Origin of the sequence: Methyloversatilis discipulorum (assembly GCF_018780585.1) — a bacterium.
Taxonomy (GTDB): Bacteria; Pseudomonadota; Gammaproteobacteria; order Burkholderiales; family Rhodocyclaceae; genus Methyloversatilis; species Methyloversatilis discipulorum_B.
Genome location: NZ_JADMJL010000024.1, coordinates 1 through 15,880, shown reverse-complemented (window position 1 = coordinate 15,880; position 15,880 = coordinate 1). Strand labels below are relative to the sequence as shown.

Here is a 15,880-nt window from a genome sequence, read left to right as displayed (position 1 = left end):
GTTTTCTGCGCCGGCTGCCCGGCCAAGCTGGTACGCTGCTTTTCCTTCGCATTCCGCCTGCTGTCGCCCGAGATGTCCCGCATCCTGTTTTTTGCGCTCCTGGCCTTCCTGGTCTGGCTGTGGTTCTTCAAGAAGCCTGCGCGCACCAAGTCCGACAAGAACAAGCCTGCCGAGCCGGTGGCCGAGCGCATCGTGCAGTGCGCCGAGTGCGGTCTGCGCATTCCCGAGGGCGAGGCCGTGTTCACCGATGCGCAATACTTCTGCTGCCCCGAGCATCGCGATGCTCACAACGGCCGGGTCTGACGCTGCCGCCGCTGCCGCGCTGCCGGTGGCGGGGGTGAGTTCGCTGCGCTACTTCAATCTGTATCGGCTGCTGATCGCCTCGGTGCTGGTCGCGCTGGTGTTCGGCGTGCCGGGTGAAATCAGCTTTGCCGATTACCGCGGCGCGCTGTTCGCCAGCGCCGCGCGCGGCTACTGGGTGTTCGCCGTCTGCGTCATGCTCGGCGCCGACCGCCTGCTGCCGACCGACGACGCACGGCTGACTGCAGGCGTGCTCGCCGACATCTTCTTCCTCACGCTGCTCACCTACGCCGGCGGCGGACTCAGCACCGGTCTGCCCTTCATGCACGTGGTCGTGCTGGCCTTCGCGGCACTGGTCGGGCAGGGCAGGCTGGCGGTGTTCTACGCCGCAGTGGCCAGCCTGGCGATGCTGTTCCAGCAGGCGATGCAGTGGGTCACGCTGGGTTCCGACGCCGGTGGCTTCGTGCACGTCGGTTCGATCAGCATCGGCTTCTTCGCCACCGCGATCGCGGTGCGTCTGCTGGCGCGTCGGGTCATCGCCAACGAGTCGCTGGCGCGCGAGCGCGGTCGCGATCTGGCCGAGCAGGTGCGGGTGAACGAACGGGTGATCCGCGACATGGATGACGGCGTGCTGGTGGTCGACCCGCTCGGCCACGTGCGGCAGGCCAATCCGCAGGCGCGTCGTCTGCTCGATCCGCTGATGCCGCGCCCGGTCATGCTGGCCGACTATTCGCCTGCGCTCGCTGCGGCGATGGCGGCGCAGGCCGACCCCGACCGCGAGCGCGTGTTCGTGCTCGACCTGCCGTCGCGACCCGCCGCGCTGCGCGTACGCTGCGTGCCGGCCGGCGGTGCCGGTGGGCATCTGGTGTTCATCGAAGATCTTGCCCGGCTGCGCGAACAGGCGCGGCAGATCAAGCTCGCCGCGCTGGGCCGGCTGACCGCCAGCATGGCGCACGAGATCCGCAATCCGCTGGCCGCCATCAGCCAGGCGGCCGAACTGCTGCAGGAGGAGCGGCGCGCCGAAACCCAGGCGCGGCTCACCCGCATCATCGGCGACAACGCGCAGCGGCTGGACCGCATGGTCAGCGACGTGCTGGAGCTCGGTCGTCGCGACCGCGCCGAGCCGGAACTGCTCGAACTGGGCAGCTATGTGCGCACCTTCGTCGACGAATTCGCGATGCGCGAACCCGGCGTGCGTGCGCGCGTGCACATCGAAACCGGGGTGCCGGCGCGCATCTGGTTCGATCGCGGCCATCTGCATCAGGTGCTGTGGAATCTGCTCGGCAATGCGCTGCGCTTCGCCGGCCCGGACGACGGCGCGGTGCGCCTGACGGTCAGCGCGACCGAGGACGCCACGCTGCTCGACATCGTCGATAACGGGCCCGGCGTTTCCGACAGCGCGCGCGCTCACCTGTTCGAACCTTTCTTCACCACCCACAGCCGCGGTACCGGGTTGGGCCTCTACATCGCGCGCGAACTCAGCGACGCCAACGGGGCCGCGCTCGACTTCGTGGATAATTCGCCGGGTGCGCACTTTCGCCTGCGCGGCCTGAACAGGAGCTTGGACGAATCATGGAACGGCGGCGGACTGAGCGGGAGCTGAAAGTGCTGGTCGTCGACGACGAAGACGACCTGCGCGAACTGCTCGACATGTCGCTGGCGCGCATGGGCCTGCACGCGTCGCTCGCCGGTTCGGTCGGCGAGGCGCGCGAACTGCTGGGCAAGGAGCGCTTCGCGCTGTGCCTGACCGACATGCGCCTGCCCGATGGCGAGGGCATGGACCTGGTGCGCCACATCGCCGAACACCACCGCGACCTGCCGGTGGCCGTCATCACCGCCTTCGGCAGCATGGACAACGCGGTCGCCGCACTGAAGGCAGGCGCCTTCGACTATCTCGCCAAGCCGGTATCGATCGAGCAGCTGCGCGCACTGGTGCGTTCGGCGCTCGACCTGCCGACGCGCGGCGGCGAGGTGCGGCCGGCCGGCACCGACGCGCTGGTCGGCGACGCGCCGGCCATGACGCAGGTGCGCGAAACCATCGCCAAGCTCGCGCGCAGTGGCGCGCCGGTGCATATCCATGGCGAATCCGGCAGCGGCAAGGAACGTGCGGCGCGGCTCATCCACGAGCTGGGTGCGCGGCGCGAAGGGCCTTTCGTCGCGGTCAATTGCGGTGCCATTCCGGAGAACCTGGTCGAGTCCGAATTCTTCGGTTATGCGAAAGGCGCTTTCACCGGCGCCGACACCGACCGCGAAGGCTATTTCCAGGCGGCCCGCGGCGGCACGCTCTTCCTCGACGAAGTGGGCGACCTGCCGCTGGCGATGCAGGTGAAGCTGCTGCGCGCGATACAGGAAAAGTCGGTGCGCCGCGTCGGTGCGCGCACCGAAGAGGCGACCGACGTGCGCCTGATCAGCGCCACCCACCGCAATCTGCGGCAGATGGTGGAGGAGGGCCGTTTCCGGCAGGACCTTTTCTACCGGCTCAACGTGCTCGAACTGCGCATGCCCAGCCTGCGCGAGTGCCGCGAATCGATTCCGCAACTGGCGCAGACCCTGCTCGAACGCATTGCCGCCGCCGACGGCAAGAAGCCCGAACTGACGCGCGCGGCGGTCGATGCGCTGTGCGCCTATCCCTTCCCGGGCAATGTGCGCGAACTGGAGAACGTGCTCGAACGCGCTTACGCGCTCAGCTCGGGTGAGCGCATCGACGCCGCCGACCTCGGCCTGATGCCGGTCGACGACGAGGTGCCGGACATGCCGGCCGGCGAACTGCCGCTGCAGGACTATCTCGACCGCATGGAGCGCGCCGCCATCGAGGACGCGCTGCGCAAGACGCGCTACAACCGCACCGCCGCCGCACGCCTGCTCGGCGTTACCTTCCGCTCGCTGCGCTACCGCCTGCAGCGGCTGGGCATCAATGACTGAGTGCGTTCGTCGGGAGGCTGACCGCCTGCACGCGCAGTGCCTGTGCACGGGAGCGCGCGGTGTCGCCTGATCTCCACATCGACGCCGACGGCTGGTGCACCGCCGCCCGCCGCATCGAATCGCCCAACTCCGACCCGCGCCCCGAGGGCGAGCCGGTGTCGCTGGTAGTCATGCACTGCATCAGCCTGCCGCCGGGCGAGTTTGGCGGCCCCTATATAGAAGAGCTGTTCCTGAACCGGCTCGACCCGGCGGCCCACCCGTATTTCGTCGACGTTGCGCCGCTGCGCGTGTCGGCGCATTTCGTGGTGCGGCGCAACGGCGAGCTGCTGCAGTTCGTGCCGACCACGCGCCGGGCGTGGCACGCCGGGCGTTCGAGCTGGGGCGGGCGGGAAGGCTGCAACGACTTCTCGGTCGGCATAGAGCTTGAAGGCTGCAACGTGCTGCCCTTCGAGGACGCACAGTACCGGTGCGCCGCAGCGCTGATTGATGCGCTGCGCAAACGGCATCCGGTGGCGGACGTGGTAGGTCATTCGGATATCGCACCAGGAAGAAAGATTGATCCCGGTGCCTGCTTCGACTGGAAACGCTTGCCCGGCGTCACTCGGCGGGACTGATTCCCGCCGTACCGGCGTTTGCGCCGGATTCCACCTCGCCAGCCCTTGCCCGGTGCCAATCCCCTGCGCATCGAAGGGTGATTTTCGGGCCGCCGGGACGCTGCCTAGCAGAAAAATCGCGCTTGCGGGTGCCGGAAGGGCTCACTAGAATTAGTAGCTCATCGAGCTTCAACCACTACCTATAGTGGTCAGTTAGCGAAATCCCATCAAAAACCGCTCTCCGTCGCGCTCGCGACGGCCTCACAGGGAGACGTCCGCATGCAATTGACCGCCGAACACACGAGCCCCCGTACGCAGTCCCCCAGCCCCGACCAGATCAGCATCGACGAGCTGCCGAACACGGCCGCCCTGCACGCTGACTACAAGGTGATCCGCCGCAACGGTGCGGTGGTGAACTTCGAGCCGGCCAAGATTTCGATCGCGGTGACCAAGGCTTTCCTGGCGGTGAATGGCGGGCAGGGTGCCGCGTCGGCGCGCGTGCGCGAACAGGTGGGTGGCATCACCACCCAGGTGGTGCAGGCACTGGTGCGCCGCCAGCCGCACGGCGGCACCTTCCACATCGAAGACATCCAGGACCAGGTCGAACTGGCGCTGATGCGCTCGGCCGAGCACGACGTGGCCCGCGCCTATGTGCTGTACCGCGAGAAGCGCGCCGCCGAGCGTGCGCAGAAGCAGCACGCGGTCGAAGCCGCGGCTGACCAGCCGGTGCTGCATGTGGTCGACGGTAACCGTCGCATGCCGCTGGACCACGCCGCGCTGCGCGGTCTGATCGAAGCCTCGTGCGAGGCGCTGGGCGACGTGGTGTCGGTCGACGCCATCCTGAACGCCACGCTGTCCAATCTGTACGACGGCGTGCCGGTCGAGGAGGTGCGCAAGTCGGCCATCATGGCCGCCCGTTCGCTGCTGGAGCAGGACCCCGCCTACGGCTACGTCACCGCTCGCCTGCTGCTGCACACCATCCGCCACGAAGTGCTGGGTGAGGAGACGTCGCAGGCCGCCATGGCCACCGCCTACGCCGAGTACTTCCCGCGCTACATCAAGCTGGGCATCGAAGCCGAACTGCTCGATTCCAAGCTGGCCCAGTTCGACCTCGCCAAGCTGGGCGCCGCGCTGGACCACCGCAACGACCTGCGCTTCAACTACCTCGGCCTGCAGACGCTGTACGACCGCTACTTCCTGCACATCCGCGACCGCCGCATCGAACTGCCGCAGGTGTTCTTCATGCGCGTCGCCATGGGCCTGGCACTGAACGAGATCAACCGCGAAGAGCGAGCGATCGAGTTCTACAAGCTGCTGTCCAGCTTCGACTTCATGAGCTCGACGCCGACGCTGTTCAACAGCGGCACGCTGCGCCCGCAGCTGTCGTCCTGCTACCTCACCACGGTGGCCGACGATCTCGACGGCATTTTCGAGGCGATCAAGGAAAACGCGCTGCTGGCCAAGTTCGCCGGCGGTCTAGGCAACGACTGGACGCCGGTGCGGGCGCTGGGTTCGCACATCAAGGGCACCAACGGCAAGTCGCAGGGCGTGGTCCCCTTCCTGAAGGTGGTCAATGACACCGCCGTCGCGGTGAACCAGGGCGGCAAGCGCAAGGGCGCCGTCTGCGCCTATCTCGAAAGCTGGCACCTCGACATCGAGGAATTCCTCGACCTGCGCAAGAACACCGGCGACGACCGCCGCCGCACGCACGACATGAACACCGCGAACTGGATTCCCGACCTGTTCATGCGCCGCGTGATGGAAAACGGCGAATGGACGCTGTTCTCGCCGGCCGACTGCCCGGACTTGCACGACCTCTACGGCAGCGCCTTCGAGCAGGCTTACACCCGCTACGAAGAGAAGGCCGCGCGCGGTGAGATCCGTCTGTTCAAGAAAACGCAGGCGGTCGCGCTGTGGCGCAAGATGCTGTCGATGCTGTTCGAAACCGGCCACCCGTGGATCACCTTCAAGGATCCGTGCAACCTGCGTTCGCCGCAGCAGCATGTCGGCGTCGTGCATAGCTCGAACCTGTGCACCGAAATTACGCTGAACACCTCGGACACCGAAATCGCCGTGTGCAACCTTGGTTCGGTGAACCTGGTCGCCCACCTGAAGGACGACGGCAACGGCGGCAAGGCGCTCGACCACGACAAGCTGCGCAAGACCATCCGCACCGCGATGCGCATGCTCGACAACGTCATCGATATCAACTACTACTCGGTCGGCAAGGCGCGTAACGCCAACCTGAAGCACCGCCCGGTCGGCATGGGCCTGATGGGCTTCCAGGAAGCGCTGCACGAACTGCGCACGCCCTACGCCTCCGACGCGGCGGTCGAGTTCGCCGACCGCTCGATGGAAGCGGTGGCCTACTACGCCTACTGGGCCTCGACCGAACTGGCCGAAGAGCGCGGCCGCTACTCCAGCTACAAGGGCAGCCTGTGGGACCGCGGCATCCTGCCGCACGACTCGCTGGACATCCTGGCCGAGCAGCGCGGCGGCTACCTCGAAGTCGACCGCTCGGTCACGATGGACTGGGACGCGCTGCGCAACCGCATCGCGAACTACGGCATGCGCAACTCGAACTGCCTGGCGATCGCGCCGACCGCCACCATTTCGAACATCATCGGCGTCGATGCCAGCATCGAGCCGACCTACCAGAACCTGTTCGTCAAATCGAACCTGTCGGGCGAATTCACCGTGGTGAACGAGCACCTGGTGCGCGACCTGAAGAAGCTGGGTCTGTGGGACGAAGTGATGGTCGCCGACCTGAAGTATTTCGACGGCTCGCTGTCGCGCATCGACCGCATCCCGGCCGACATCCGCGCGCTGTACGCCACCGCCTTCGAAGTCGAGCCGAAGTGGCTGGTCGAAGCCGCGTCGCGCCGCCAGAAGTGGATCGACCAGGCGCAGAGCCTGAACATCTACATGGCCGGCGCCTCGGGCAAGAAGCTGGACGAAACCTACAAGCTCGCCTGGCTGCGCGGCCTGAAGACCACCTACTACCTGCGCGCCATGGGCGCCACCCACGCCGAGAAATCCACCGGCCGCGGCGGCGAACTGAACGCGGTGCCCAGCCAGTCCGAAGAGCCGGCGCCCAAGTTCTGCGCCATCGACGACCCGACCTGCGAAGCCTGCCAGTGAGGACTTTCCACCCTTGCCTGCGTCTGCGGGCAAGGGTGGGGGGCTAGAGGCTGGGGGCCAGCGGCGAGCGGAGCGTGCTCCGCGCATCGCCCCACCTGACTAAAGCAATACCCGGCGCGCCGTGCGCGCCGACTGAAGGAGAGAACAACAATGCTGAGTTTCGAAGACGACCTGCCGATGACCGCACCGCAACCCGGTCTGGCGCTGCGCACTCCGATGCCTGACTCGCGCGAACTGCCGATGTCGCCGCCGGCCACGCCGGCCGCCCAGGGCGACGCGCGCATGCGCCGCATCCGCGCCGAAGACAAGCGCGTCATCAACGGCGGCACCGACGTGAACCAGCTCGTGCCCTTCAAGTACAAGTGGGCCTGGGAAAAGTACCTCGCCGGCTGCGCCAACCACTGGATGCCGCAGGAAGTGAACATGCAGCGCGACATCGAACTGTGGAAGTCGCCGAACGGCCTGACCGACGACGAACGCCGTCTGGTCAAGCGCAACCTTGGCTTCTTCGTCACCGCCGATTCGCTGGCCGCCAACAACATCGTGCTCGGCACCTACCGCCACATCACCGCGCCCGAGTGCCGCCAGTACCTGCTGCGCCAAGCCTTCGAAGAGGCCATCCACACCCACGCCTACCAGTACATCGTCGAGTCGCTGGGCCTGGACGAAGGCGAGGTGTTCAACGCCTATCACGAAGTGCAGTCCATCCGTGACAAGGACGAGTTCCTCATCCCCTTCATCGACGTGTTGACCGACCCGGCCTTCAAGACCGGCACGCCCGAAGCCGACCAGCAGCTGCTGAAGAGCCTCATCGTGTTCGCCTGCCTGATGGAAGGCCTGTTCTTCTACGTCGGCTTCGTGCAGATCCTCGCACTGGGCCGCCAGAACAAGATGACCGGCGCTGCCGAGCAGTACCAGTACATCCTGCGCGACGAGTCCATGCACTGCAATTTCGGCATCGACCTGATCAACCAGATCAAGCTCGAAAACCCGCACCTCTGGACCCCGGAATTCCGCGAAGAGTTGAAGGCCCTGTTCCGCAAGGCGGTCGAGCTGGAATACCGCTACGCCGAAGACACCATGCCGCGCGGCGTGCTCGGCCTGAACTCCAATATGTTCAAGGAATACCTGCGCTTCATCGCCAACCGCCGCGCCCAGCAGATCGGTCTGGACGTGCTGTACCCGGGCGCGGAAAACCCCTTCCCGTGGATGAGCGAAATGATCGATCTGAAGAAGGAACGCAACTTCTTCGAAACCCGGGTGATCGAGTATCAGACGGGTGGGGCGTTGAGCTGGGATTGATGATGTAATAAACGTAGATTCTCATTAGAGACGAGAGCAATCTCACTAGAGACGATAACGTCTCATTAGAGACGGTAACGCACACCTCAGGGCGCCTTCGGGCGCCCTTTTTCTTGTTCCCGCTGGATTGAAGAGCGCTCTCATGCGGGAAGGTGTTGCGTGCTCTCGGACCAGCACGACCTTGCTGTCTTTTAGCTGTCTCACTAGAGACAAGAAAAATATCTCATTAAAGACGAGAGTAGTGTGTCTCTGCCGCCCTGCACGGATTTGGGTTCTCGCCTACATGCCGCCATTGAAACCGGCTTTACCTCGGGCCGCTTAACGATTGAGACAGAAGTGGAGTCTCGTTAGAGACAAGAGTGGTGGGGAGTGAGGTCGTCCAGCGGGTAGAGATGAGGGATGACGCGCAGGGGCGCATGCGTCGCCCAGGTACGTGCATTTTGGGCTTCGCGTTCTTGGGGGTGAACGCGTGTTTGGCGCTGGTAGGGCGTGTCGGGGAATCTGGAAAGTGACCGCCCGGTTCGCGGTGGAACTGTCAGGAGCGTGGAACTATGCGTTCAACCGCTTCGACACCCCCCTACGAATCGGCTGCACCTCGCCCGCGTTAGCCATCTGGAGCACGTCGTTCCGCCGGAACAGTACCACTCCGTGGATCTGGGTTTCCTTCTCAGGGGCTCGCGTGATCCTGCCGCTTCGTTCTGCATTCAGCAGGTATCGGCTATGCGTATTTAAGAGCGTGCCAGCCTGAGCTGCGCTCATGAATCGCTTCAGGTTCTCGTGAATTCTTGGAATGTCGCTTTGTTGGACGCGGAGCTCGCCTAACGGCGCCACGCACTCAATGAAGCCCGAGTCAATGAAGCGAACGACGAACTCTCGCTTCGTTAAGCCGACCTCAGACGATACGGATTCAATCGTTCGAAGTGAGGCCAACTCATCCTTCAATCGCTTGACGGCAGTTCTTCGGAAGTACTTTCGGTTGTCCGCTTCTCGATTGGGCGGAACTTCTGCAGGCAACTGCCCGGTACGTTGTAAGACTGCGATCTGTTGAGTGTTCATGGCGAGCTCGTCAGCCGCTTCGACGGCCGTCATCCAGACCGTTTGATCGTAGGTCACGCTGCCTGCCGGCTTGCGTCCCGCTCGGGTGGGGTAGTCCTTGAGCGCCTTCACGCGTTGGAGATCAACTTTGGCGATGTCCGAACGGCGAAAAACATTGACCAAGGCGCCATCTACCCTAGGACCAGATACCGGGTGGACCCCCACAGCCGCAAGCTTGTCGGATAGTGAGGTTGCTCCGGTAGCCAACTGCGTTGCGAGGCTGCCCACGAACACATACTGTCTATCGAACGCCTCCACGTCGCTAGCGGCGAACATCATGGGTTGCCGAGCTTTTTCACCGGACGGGACGTGGCGGGAGATCAGTCGGGTCTTCTCTATCCGTCGCACAGCATCAGGGTAGGTACGGAGGCGCTCAGCCGTCTGTTGCAAGCCCATGAGCTTTTTATCCTCCGCTTGGCTCTCTGCAGTCCCTGACTCCTCCAAGTTGGCCCACGGTACGGCAACGCGGGCACTGCAAGGCAGAGCTCGCTGCACATCCTTAATCTTGATTGACCTCAAAGACGGCAGTCCTTGAGCAATGTCGAATCGATCGACGATTCGGGCGCCCGCATTCATTTCAGCCAACTCATCCGCATATGCCTGAGTGCGCGTTTGCTCGTCAGATCCGTGGAACTCTGAACGGCTGCTCTTCGAAAGCCTCGCCATCAAGGACGATATCTCGTGACTGCCATACCGATTTCTGATGATTGAATTGCGCTCGATGCGGCTCAGGATTTGGGCGGTGCTCAGACTAGTGAGTGTGTTGGGCGTGATGCCCAGGACAGCAGAAGCAGCTCTGCTGTCCAAAAGTAGCAACAGGTCTTCGTCCGCGACCCCCTCCGGGACTGTCCTTGCGCAAGAGATGTCGTAGTCACGGGAGAGGCGTTGGGCAAGATCTTCGGCTGCTTGCCTCGCTGGGGAGTGGATAGCAAGCAAACGAGCGAGCCAAACCCGGGGTAGTAGGTGCGGATAGCGCCTTTGTTGGTGCCGCGCGAATGCGCGGACTCCACGGTCGACGTCCATAGCGAGAAGTGCTGCATAGGCGAGCAGTTTCGAACGCTTTACGTAGTCGGGTTCCCGTTCGATCTCGAGAACGCGTACGAACGCCAGCAGGCGGGTCACCCAGGCTTGGTCGCCATCCTCCATGGCTCGGTACAGCCTTCGCTCACCAAAGGCGAATGCTCTGGAGCCGGGATTGCTGGATATCCTGGCCTTGCAGCTGCACTGATCAATGCCGCGCTGCCCGGGCCCGTATAGAGATTCGCACTCAGGACACTTACGAATCAGTTTTTGGCCATGCTTGGCGCAGTATTCGAAGAGCGCAACGCTGGTTTCCGCCCGATAGTAGCCATCGGCTGCGCATCGAGGACAAACCGGCTGATGGAAGAACCGGATTAGATCCCCAGGAAATTCCGCATTCAGAATCCGGACCGGCTTGCGGGAAGATATGCTAGGCAGTTCCTGAAAGAAGCAGGCGAGCAGTCGCGCCTGAAGGCGTTCCGGATATAGCTCTACGATTTTTTTCGCGAAATGACCGCTCCGAAACAGAACAGATTGAGCGGGGCTCTTGATCAACCGGTAGATGAACTTGCTTGCCGAAGAGTATCCGTTCTCTTCCGTACAGCGGAGCACGACGCTAAGGGGCGATTCGCCAGGAATGGGCAGCGGCAGATAGTTCATCGGCGCTTTCTAGATAGTGCGAGGCTGTCTTCAGTCATGGTGAACGGGTTGAGGCCTTCCGGAACCAGCGCCCGAGCTATCTGGATGCGTTCGAAGGCTTGCTTGAAGTGCACACCGCTGATTTCTGCGCTCTTGCCACGAAGTGCGAGGTCGGCCGCTTCGACGAATAGATCCTTTGTGGCGCACATGTTGCCGGCAGTGGCTGCGTACATGCGCTGACCGAATTGGGGCGTCTTCAATTCAGCGCTTGGTTGCAACGAGCAATGGTCCTTTAGACGTTTCACAAAGAACACGAGAACCTTGAGGTAGTCGTTGTTCAAGCTGAACTCTGTAAGGGAGCATCTGCGTCGAAATCGCCGTTCGATCTGCTCATCCCCTTCCAGAAGTGGCAACAGGTCTTCCGTCCCGACCAAGATGATGGGCACCTTGGACTCGTTCATCAGATCCTTGACCCAGTTCCGCACGGTTGCGTGGGTTTTCTCCTTTTTCGGATCTACGAGGTGCTGGAATTCGTCAAGGATGTAGAAGCGCGTCTGACACGTCTTCAGGTTCTGAACGAGTCTCTCGGTCAGCTGCGTACGGTTCCCGGAAAGATCTGTCACCTGCAGGCGAATCAGCAGCTTCTGCGCCAAGTCCTTGATCGTCGCAACCCCCGGCACCGCTTGGTAGAACGCCGGAATCACCCGTCGGATGCCCTCGGGTTCCTCCTGTGTCTGGATACGGTGTTGCGCGAGCAAGTGGTTGCAAAGGGTTGTCTTGCCAGTGCCGGCGCGGCCACTTATGGCGAGCGATACCGGCTCGAGTCGGCCGTCATTGAAGCGGAGGACTTCGTTGAAAGCTTCGAGGCACTTCAGCACCTCATCGTGTTGATAGAACACGTCCCGAAAGGCCTCGAGACCGGTTGGCAGCATTTCCAGTTTCATGTTGGTCGTTCTCGATCAGAGGGACTTGAAGATGTCGCCTTCTTCGTCCCAAATATCCTCGACGGTGCTTTGGCCAGGCTTGCTCTCCTCAAAAGAGGGTAGCGTTGCTTCCAGAAGGTGAGTCTGTTCGGAGGGGAGTGCGCTCGCGTCCGGATCGGATGCGAGCTGGCCCTGGTCTCCCGCGGCGCGGAGACGACTCGCCATCTTTTCGTTCTGCATCCGAGCAAATCGCTTTCGGGCTTTCGTCGTCGAGAGATCGAGCTCGTCCCAAAGGCGCTTGCGCGCTTGGTTCAAAAGGATGGTGTTCGTTGCTTCCTTGCCCGCAGCCTTGAGCGCAGTGGTGGCCGCCTGGTGCTCAGTAAACGTGAGCCCCTTTTGGTAACGCGCATCTACGGGATCTGCGCGGACAAGCCGGGTGGAATCTTCAGGATCCACAACGAACACATGATCGAGATCGGTCTCGTCGTAGAGAACTGTCACTCGATCCTTCTCCGGATGCTGTGCGAGTCTTGCCGCCAGATCCGGCAGGGCGGGGCTTGTCCAACACAAATTGAAGAGCTGCACTCGCCCACCGGAAATGGCGCGCTCAACCGACTTGCGGCAAACCATGTCCAAGCCTTCGTCGCGATACCGTGTAGGCGTGTCGAGTTCAGTCGCCTTTTTCCACGCGACTGACGGCGGTATCCCGAGCTCGGAATGCAGGGAGTTGTGGTAGATCTGCTCGAGCCAGGCCGCGAATCGCTCGCGCAATTCCTCGAGTTGAATCCACGCGTTCTTGACGGCCCTGTAGTCACCTCGATCCTGTGGAGAGGAACGGGTCGTTCCATGCATGAGGTGAATGAACGTGGTGTTCATGGTGCGGAAGAACCGCTCCACATGAGGCTTTTCGTTGGGCTCCCGCGGGGAAACGATGCGGACAGAGGTACCAAATCGCTCTGCCACTTGGAACAGGCTGCTGTTTCTGAATTCGGGGCCGCCATCTACGATGAGCTCAATCGGAGCGCCGCCTGCGAGGCGCCCGTTCTCCGAAGAAAGGGCGTCTTTGTATGCGCGGAGGGTTTTTGCGGCGCAAGGCGGCACAAACGAGAGATCCCACCCCAGAACGCAGCGACTGAATATGTCGATAAGAACGGTCAATACAGGCCGACCTATCGGATCGCCGTTCTCGTCCACTACGATCAGATCCACGTAGTTGCTATCAGACTCGACGCGCTCCAGAACCATCGAAGGTGGATGGATACGCACGCCATGGCGGTGTTTGCGCTTCGCGTACTGCTTTCCGTGGCGATTCAAGTCAGCGTCGTAAGCGTCCAGGGTCGCGACCGTCCGGTAAAACGACGCGCGGGAGGGCGCGCGCAACTTATCCTCAGGGTTTCGCTTGAGATTCTCGCCTTCAATTTCCGCGCACAGCAGGTGATAGATCGCTTGTGCGCTTGGGCGTCGGTCATCGAGGAAGGTTGAACGGAGGATCGATTGGGTAAGCTCGATCACCGTGTGGTTCATGCGGGGCTTACGCTGTCGAGTCCGATGCTCTCGTGTGATGAGGGCCAACGGATTCTTCCCGGCTTCTCGATACTGACGAAGCCAGAACCGTACGCGGGAGATGGAGGGTGGTTTTTCCGACCGCTCCTCTGCGACCCTCTTGATCAGTAAGAGTCCAAGCTCGGTTGGCGCGCGTCCGAGAAGCTCACGTTCAAATGCCTGCACATAGGCGAGGCGGCGCTGATGTGTCGTCGCTTCTTTGTCTGTGAGGTTTGCGGCGTTACGGTAGAGATCTTGCCACTCTGCATGCTCGACAAGCGCTGTCATTCGTCCCCGTGCAGCGAGGTCCTGCCAGCGCAGCAATGGGATATCGCTTTGTCGTTTCGCGTTTACGCCGCGGATGGTGACGACCGCTTGGTCAATCCGCAGCACCTCGTACTCGAATCCCGAATAGAGATAGCGCTCGCCTACCTTGGGCGGCCTGAACTCTTGGTTCGCCAGCGCGCTCATCGTGGCCGTCTCCACACAAGCCAATTCGGACCAATTGGCTTCTCCAGTTCCACCTCTACCCACCCCTCAAGGAGACCCCGTCCGATGTGCCCGAGGTTGCTGGGCATCTGGGCTGCGATTTCCTTCAAAGTTGCTGGCGAGCCGTCTTTAGGCAATAGCGCCAAGAGATCGATGAGTCCTTCTCGGGATACCGTTCGGGCGCGGCCGTACAGATTTCTCAGAGTAGTGATGCGAGGTTCAATACGGATATGGCGCTCTGTCCGAAGCACATACTCGAGATCCATACCGAGAAAGTGTTGCCGTGCAACTTCGATGCGTTGAGCCCGAAACGATTGAGAGGCTCGTGCGTGCGGCTTCACCTCAAGCAGGAAGGCGCGTCCCCCCGTCGGTTGAACTTCAAAGTCAGGCGTGTGATTGAACAGCCCGTGCTCGTCCTCAAGTCGAACGGTCAGCGGCTGTGACCTGTAGCTCTTGATTGCGGGGTCAAACTCAAGAAGCAGGCACATGTCTGCCTCGAGCCGGCCCTCTACAGGGATGACTCGTTGGTTCTTCTCCGACGGGAACTGGACGATGTGGACGCCGGGGCGCCCTCTGCCAATCTTCCGAGCAGGAGTCTTAGACGGCGGCTGCGGCGGGGCGGTGGTGAGGTTGCTGGAAGCAATCTGGTCGTGGCGCATCTTCCACATTACGGAACCCGATGTCCGACCTTGAGGACGCGGAGCAGTCGGTGGATCCGCCCCGTGCTGTGCTCCAAGCTAAAGTTGAGCGGCCAAAGCCCAGTGAGGTACCGCTTGAGCAACGCCACCTAGTTGGCGCACGGCAACCGTCCAACTATTGAGCGTTAGTTCAATTCGGGGGCGGTTCTTGCCATCAGGAGCGTAGCCAACTTGATGCCTGCACTTCCCCGACGGTGCATCATTGGATGTAAGCGTCTGCCCCACCTGCACCCGAGCGGGGGCAATGAGGGATTACCTGGCGCCTATATCCGCCGCACTCATATCCAAGCGACCGAAGCCGAAGCACTGGACGTGGCATTGAACGATCTAGCGGGCGCGCTGCACAGGCACATGAGCCGTCATGAACTATAGGAACCCCGGATAGAGCGCAACTTCCTCGAACTCTCGTGCGCAGAGTATTTAGAAGAGTACCGGCGTGGTGGTACAACATTAACCGGAATTGATTTATGCTAACGTAGAGCAGTAGGCCGAAGCGGTTTTAGGGGGGATAGAAATGAAGTTCAAGTTCTTGGTGCCGGTTGCTGGCCTTGTTGCAGCCATAGCGAATCAGTACGCGAGTGCTGCTATCGAGAACACGGAGCCTTCGAGTACCCCTGTCGCGGCCGGCCTGACTGACGCACCAACGACCCTTGCACTCACTCATGGTGGGGAGCAACTGGTTCGAGCTGGTGATGACAACTACTCTTTCATTCTTAAGCGGGCCGCTTCTGGCGAGATGATGGCTTGGCATCAATCACATGCGTCTCACGCGTCTCACGCGTCGCACAGCTCGCATAGTTCGCATCGATCGGGGTTCTAATTCTTGCCTTGGCAGTGATCTTTGGCTGGAGAGCGTGTGAAAAAATCACATAAGTTTCTCGTGCCCGTTGCTCTGTTAGCAAGTGGGATTCTCTCCGCTTACGCTAAGCAGGCGCCTAAGGGGACGGATCTGGCGGTGCCTTACGCCCCGTCCGTTGATAATCACGTCCTCAACCTGGTTGGCACTACCGAGACCGTGGCTATCCACTCGGACGGGGAGGTTTTCGACTTTGTTCTGAAGCGGGCCGACACTGGTCAGATGATGGCCTACCATCGCTCACATCGATCGCACTCCTCACATCGATCGCACTCCTCACATCGATCGGGCTACTAAAAGTGTTAGGGAAACGCTGATCAAAGCCACCCTTCCGGGATTTTTCGTCCGTGAGGCAGCAAC

The 15,880-nt window shown here is 62.0% G+C and carries 12 protein-coding genes; 8 read left to right on the top strand and 4 right to left on the bottom strand.

What is annotated here, in order from left to right; all coding sequences use genetic code 11:
- Nucleotides 1–72: 72 nt before the first annotated feature.
- The 6 genes from IV112_RS11915 to IV112_RS11890 all read left to right on the top strand — a co-directional run bounded on the left by IV112_RS11915 (nt 73) and on the right by IV112_RS11890 (nt 8,258).
- The gene (locus IV112_RS11915; RefSeq protein ID WP_304003726.1) at nt 73–303 is read left to right on the top strand and encodes a PP0621 family protein; all 231 of its coding nucleotides are present in this window, start codon (nt 73–75) and stop codon (nt 301–303) included.
- Nucleotides 281–1,903: a sensor histidine kinase gene (locus IV112_RS11910; RefSeq protein WP_304003725.1), complete on the top strand. Its 1,623-nt coding sequence runs from the start codon at nt 281–283 to the stop codon at nt 1,901–1,903. The genes IV112_RS11915 and IV112_RS11910 overlap by 23 nt, the downstream gene beginning before the upstream one ends.
- Nucleotides 1,873–3,222, top strand: a complete 1,350-nt coding sequence (locus IV112_RS11905; RefSeq protein WP_304003724.1) for a sigma-54-dependent transcriptional regulator — start codon at nt 1,873–1,875, stop codon at nt 3,220–3,222. Before IV112_RS11910 ends, IV112_RS11905 begins: the two co-directional genes overlap by 31 nt.
- A 59-nt stretch (nt 3,223–3,281) precedes the next feature.
- Nucleotides 3,282–3,836: a 1,6-anhydro-N-acetylmuramyl-L-alanine amidase AmpD gene (gene ampD, locus IV112_RS11900; RefSeq protein ID WP_304003723.1), complete on the top strand. Its 555-nt coding sequence runs from the start codon at nt 3,282–3,284 to the stop codon at nt 3,834–3,836.
- Nucleotides 3,837–4,094: 258 nt separating this feature from the next.
- Complete coding sequence (locus tag IV112_RS11895) at nt 4,095–6,956, top strand: ribonucleoside-diphosphate reductase subunit alpha (protein ID WP_304003722.1); 2,862 nt, start codon at nt 4,095–4,097, stop codon at nt 6,954–6,956.
- 150 nt (nt 6,957–7,106) lie between these two features.
- Nucleotides 7,107–8,258: a ribonucleotide-diphosphate reductase subunit beta gene (locus tag IV112_RS11890; RefSeq protein WP_304003721.1), complete on the top strand. Its 1,152-nt coding sequence runs from the start codon at nt 7,107–7,109 to the stop codon at nt 8,256–8,258.
- Nucleotides 8,259–8,807: 549 nt separating this feature from the next.
- Here IV112_RS11890 and IV112_RS11885 read toward each other — a convergent pair.
- From IV112_RS11885 to IV112_RS11870, 4 genes are read right to left on the bottom strand one after another with little or no spacing between them, the layout of a single operon-like run.
- Complete coding sequence (locus tag IV112_RS11885) at nt 8,808–11,033, bottom strand: TniQ family protein (protein ID WP_304003720.1); 2,226 nt, start codon at nt 11,031–11,033, stop codon at nt 8,808–8,810.
- Nucleotides 11,030–11,956, bottom strand: coding sequence for a TniB family NTP-binding protein (locus IV112_RS11880; RefSeq protein ID WP_296809746.1), 927 nt, complete (start codon nt 11,954–11,956; stop codon nt 11,030–11,032). Before IV112_RS11880 ends, IV112_RS11885 begins: the two co-directional genes overlap by 4 nt.
- 15 nt (nt 11,957–11,971) lie before the next feature.
- Nucleotides 11,972–13,948 (bottom strand): Mu transposase C-terminal domain-containing protein, encoded by a 1,977-nt coding sequence (locus tag IV112_RS11875; RefSeq protein WP_304003719.1) that lies wholly within the window; start codon nt 13,946–13,948, stop codon nt 11,972–11,974.
- A complete protein-coding gene (locus IV112_RS11870) occupies nt 13,945–14,634 on the bottom strand; it encodes a Tn7 transposase TnsA N-terminal domain-containing protein (protein WP_296809751.1) in 690 nt (229 codons plus the stop codon). The genes IV112_RS11875 and IV112_RS11870 overlap by 4 nt, the downstream gene beginning before the upstream one ends.
- Before the next feature lie 544 nt (nt 14,635–15,178).
- On the opposite strand from IV112_RS11870, the gene hxsA2 (IV112_RS21500) reads away from it, so the two are divergent.
- Nucleotides 15,179–15,484, top strand: coding sequence for a His-Xaa-Ser repeat protein HxsA2 (hxsA2, locus tag IV112_RS21500; protein ID WP_366937689.1), 306 nt, complete (start codon nt 15,179–15,181; stop codon nt 15,482–15,484).
- Nucleotides 15,485–15,520: 36 nt separating this feature from the next.
- Nucleotides 15,521–15,817, top strand: a complete 297-nt coding sequence (hxsA2, locus tag IV112_RS21495; protein WP_366937690.1) for a His-Xaa-Ser repeat protein HxsA2 — start codon at nt 15,521–15,523, stop codon at nt 15,815–15,817.
- The last annotated feature ends 63 nt before the right edge of the window (nt 15,818–15,880 follow it).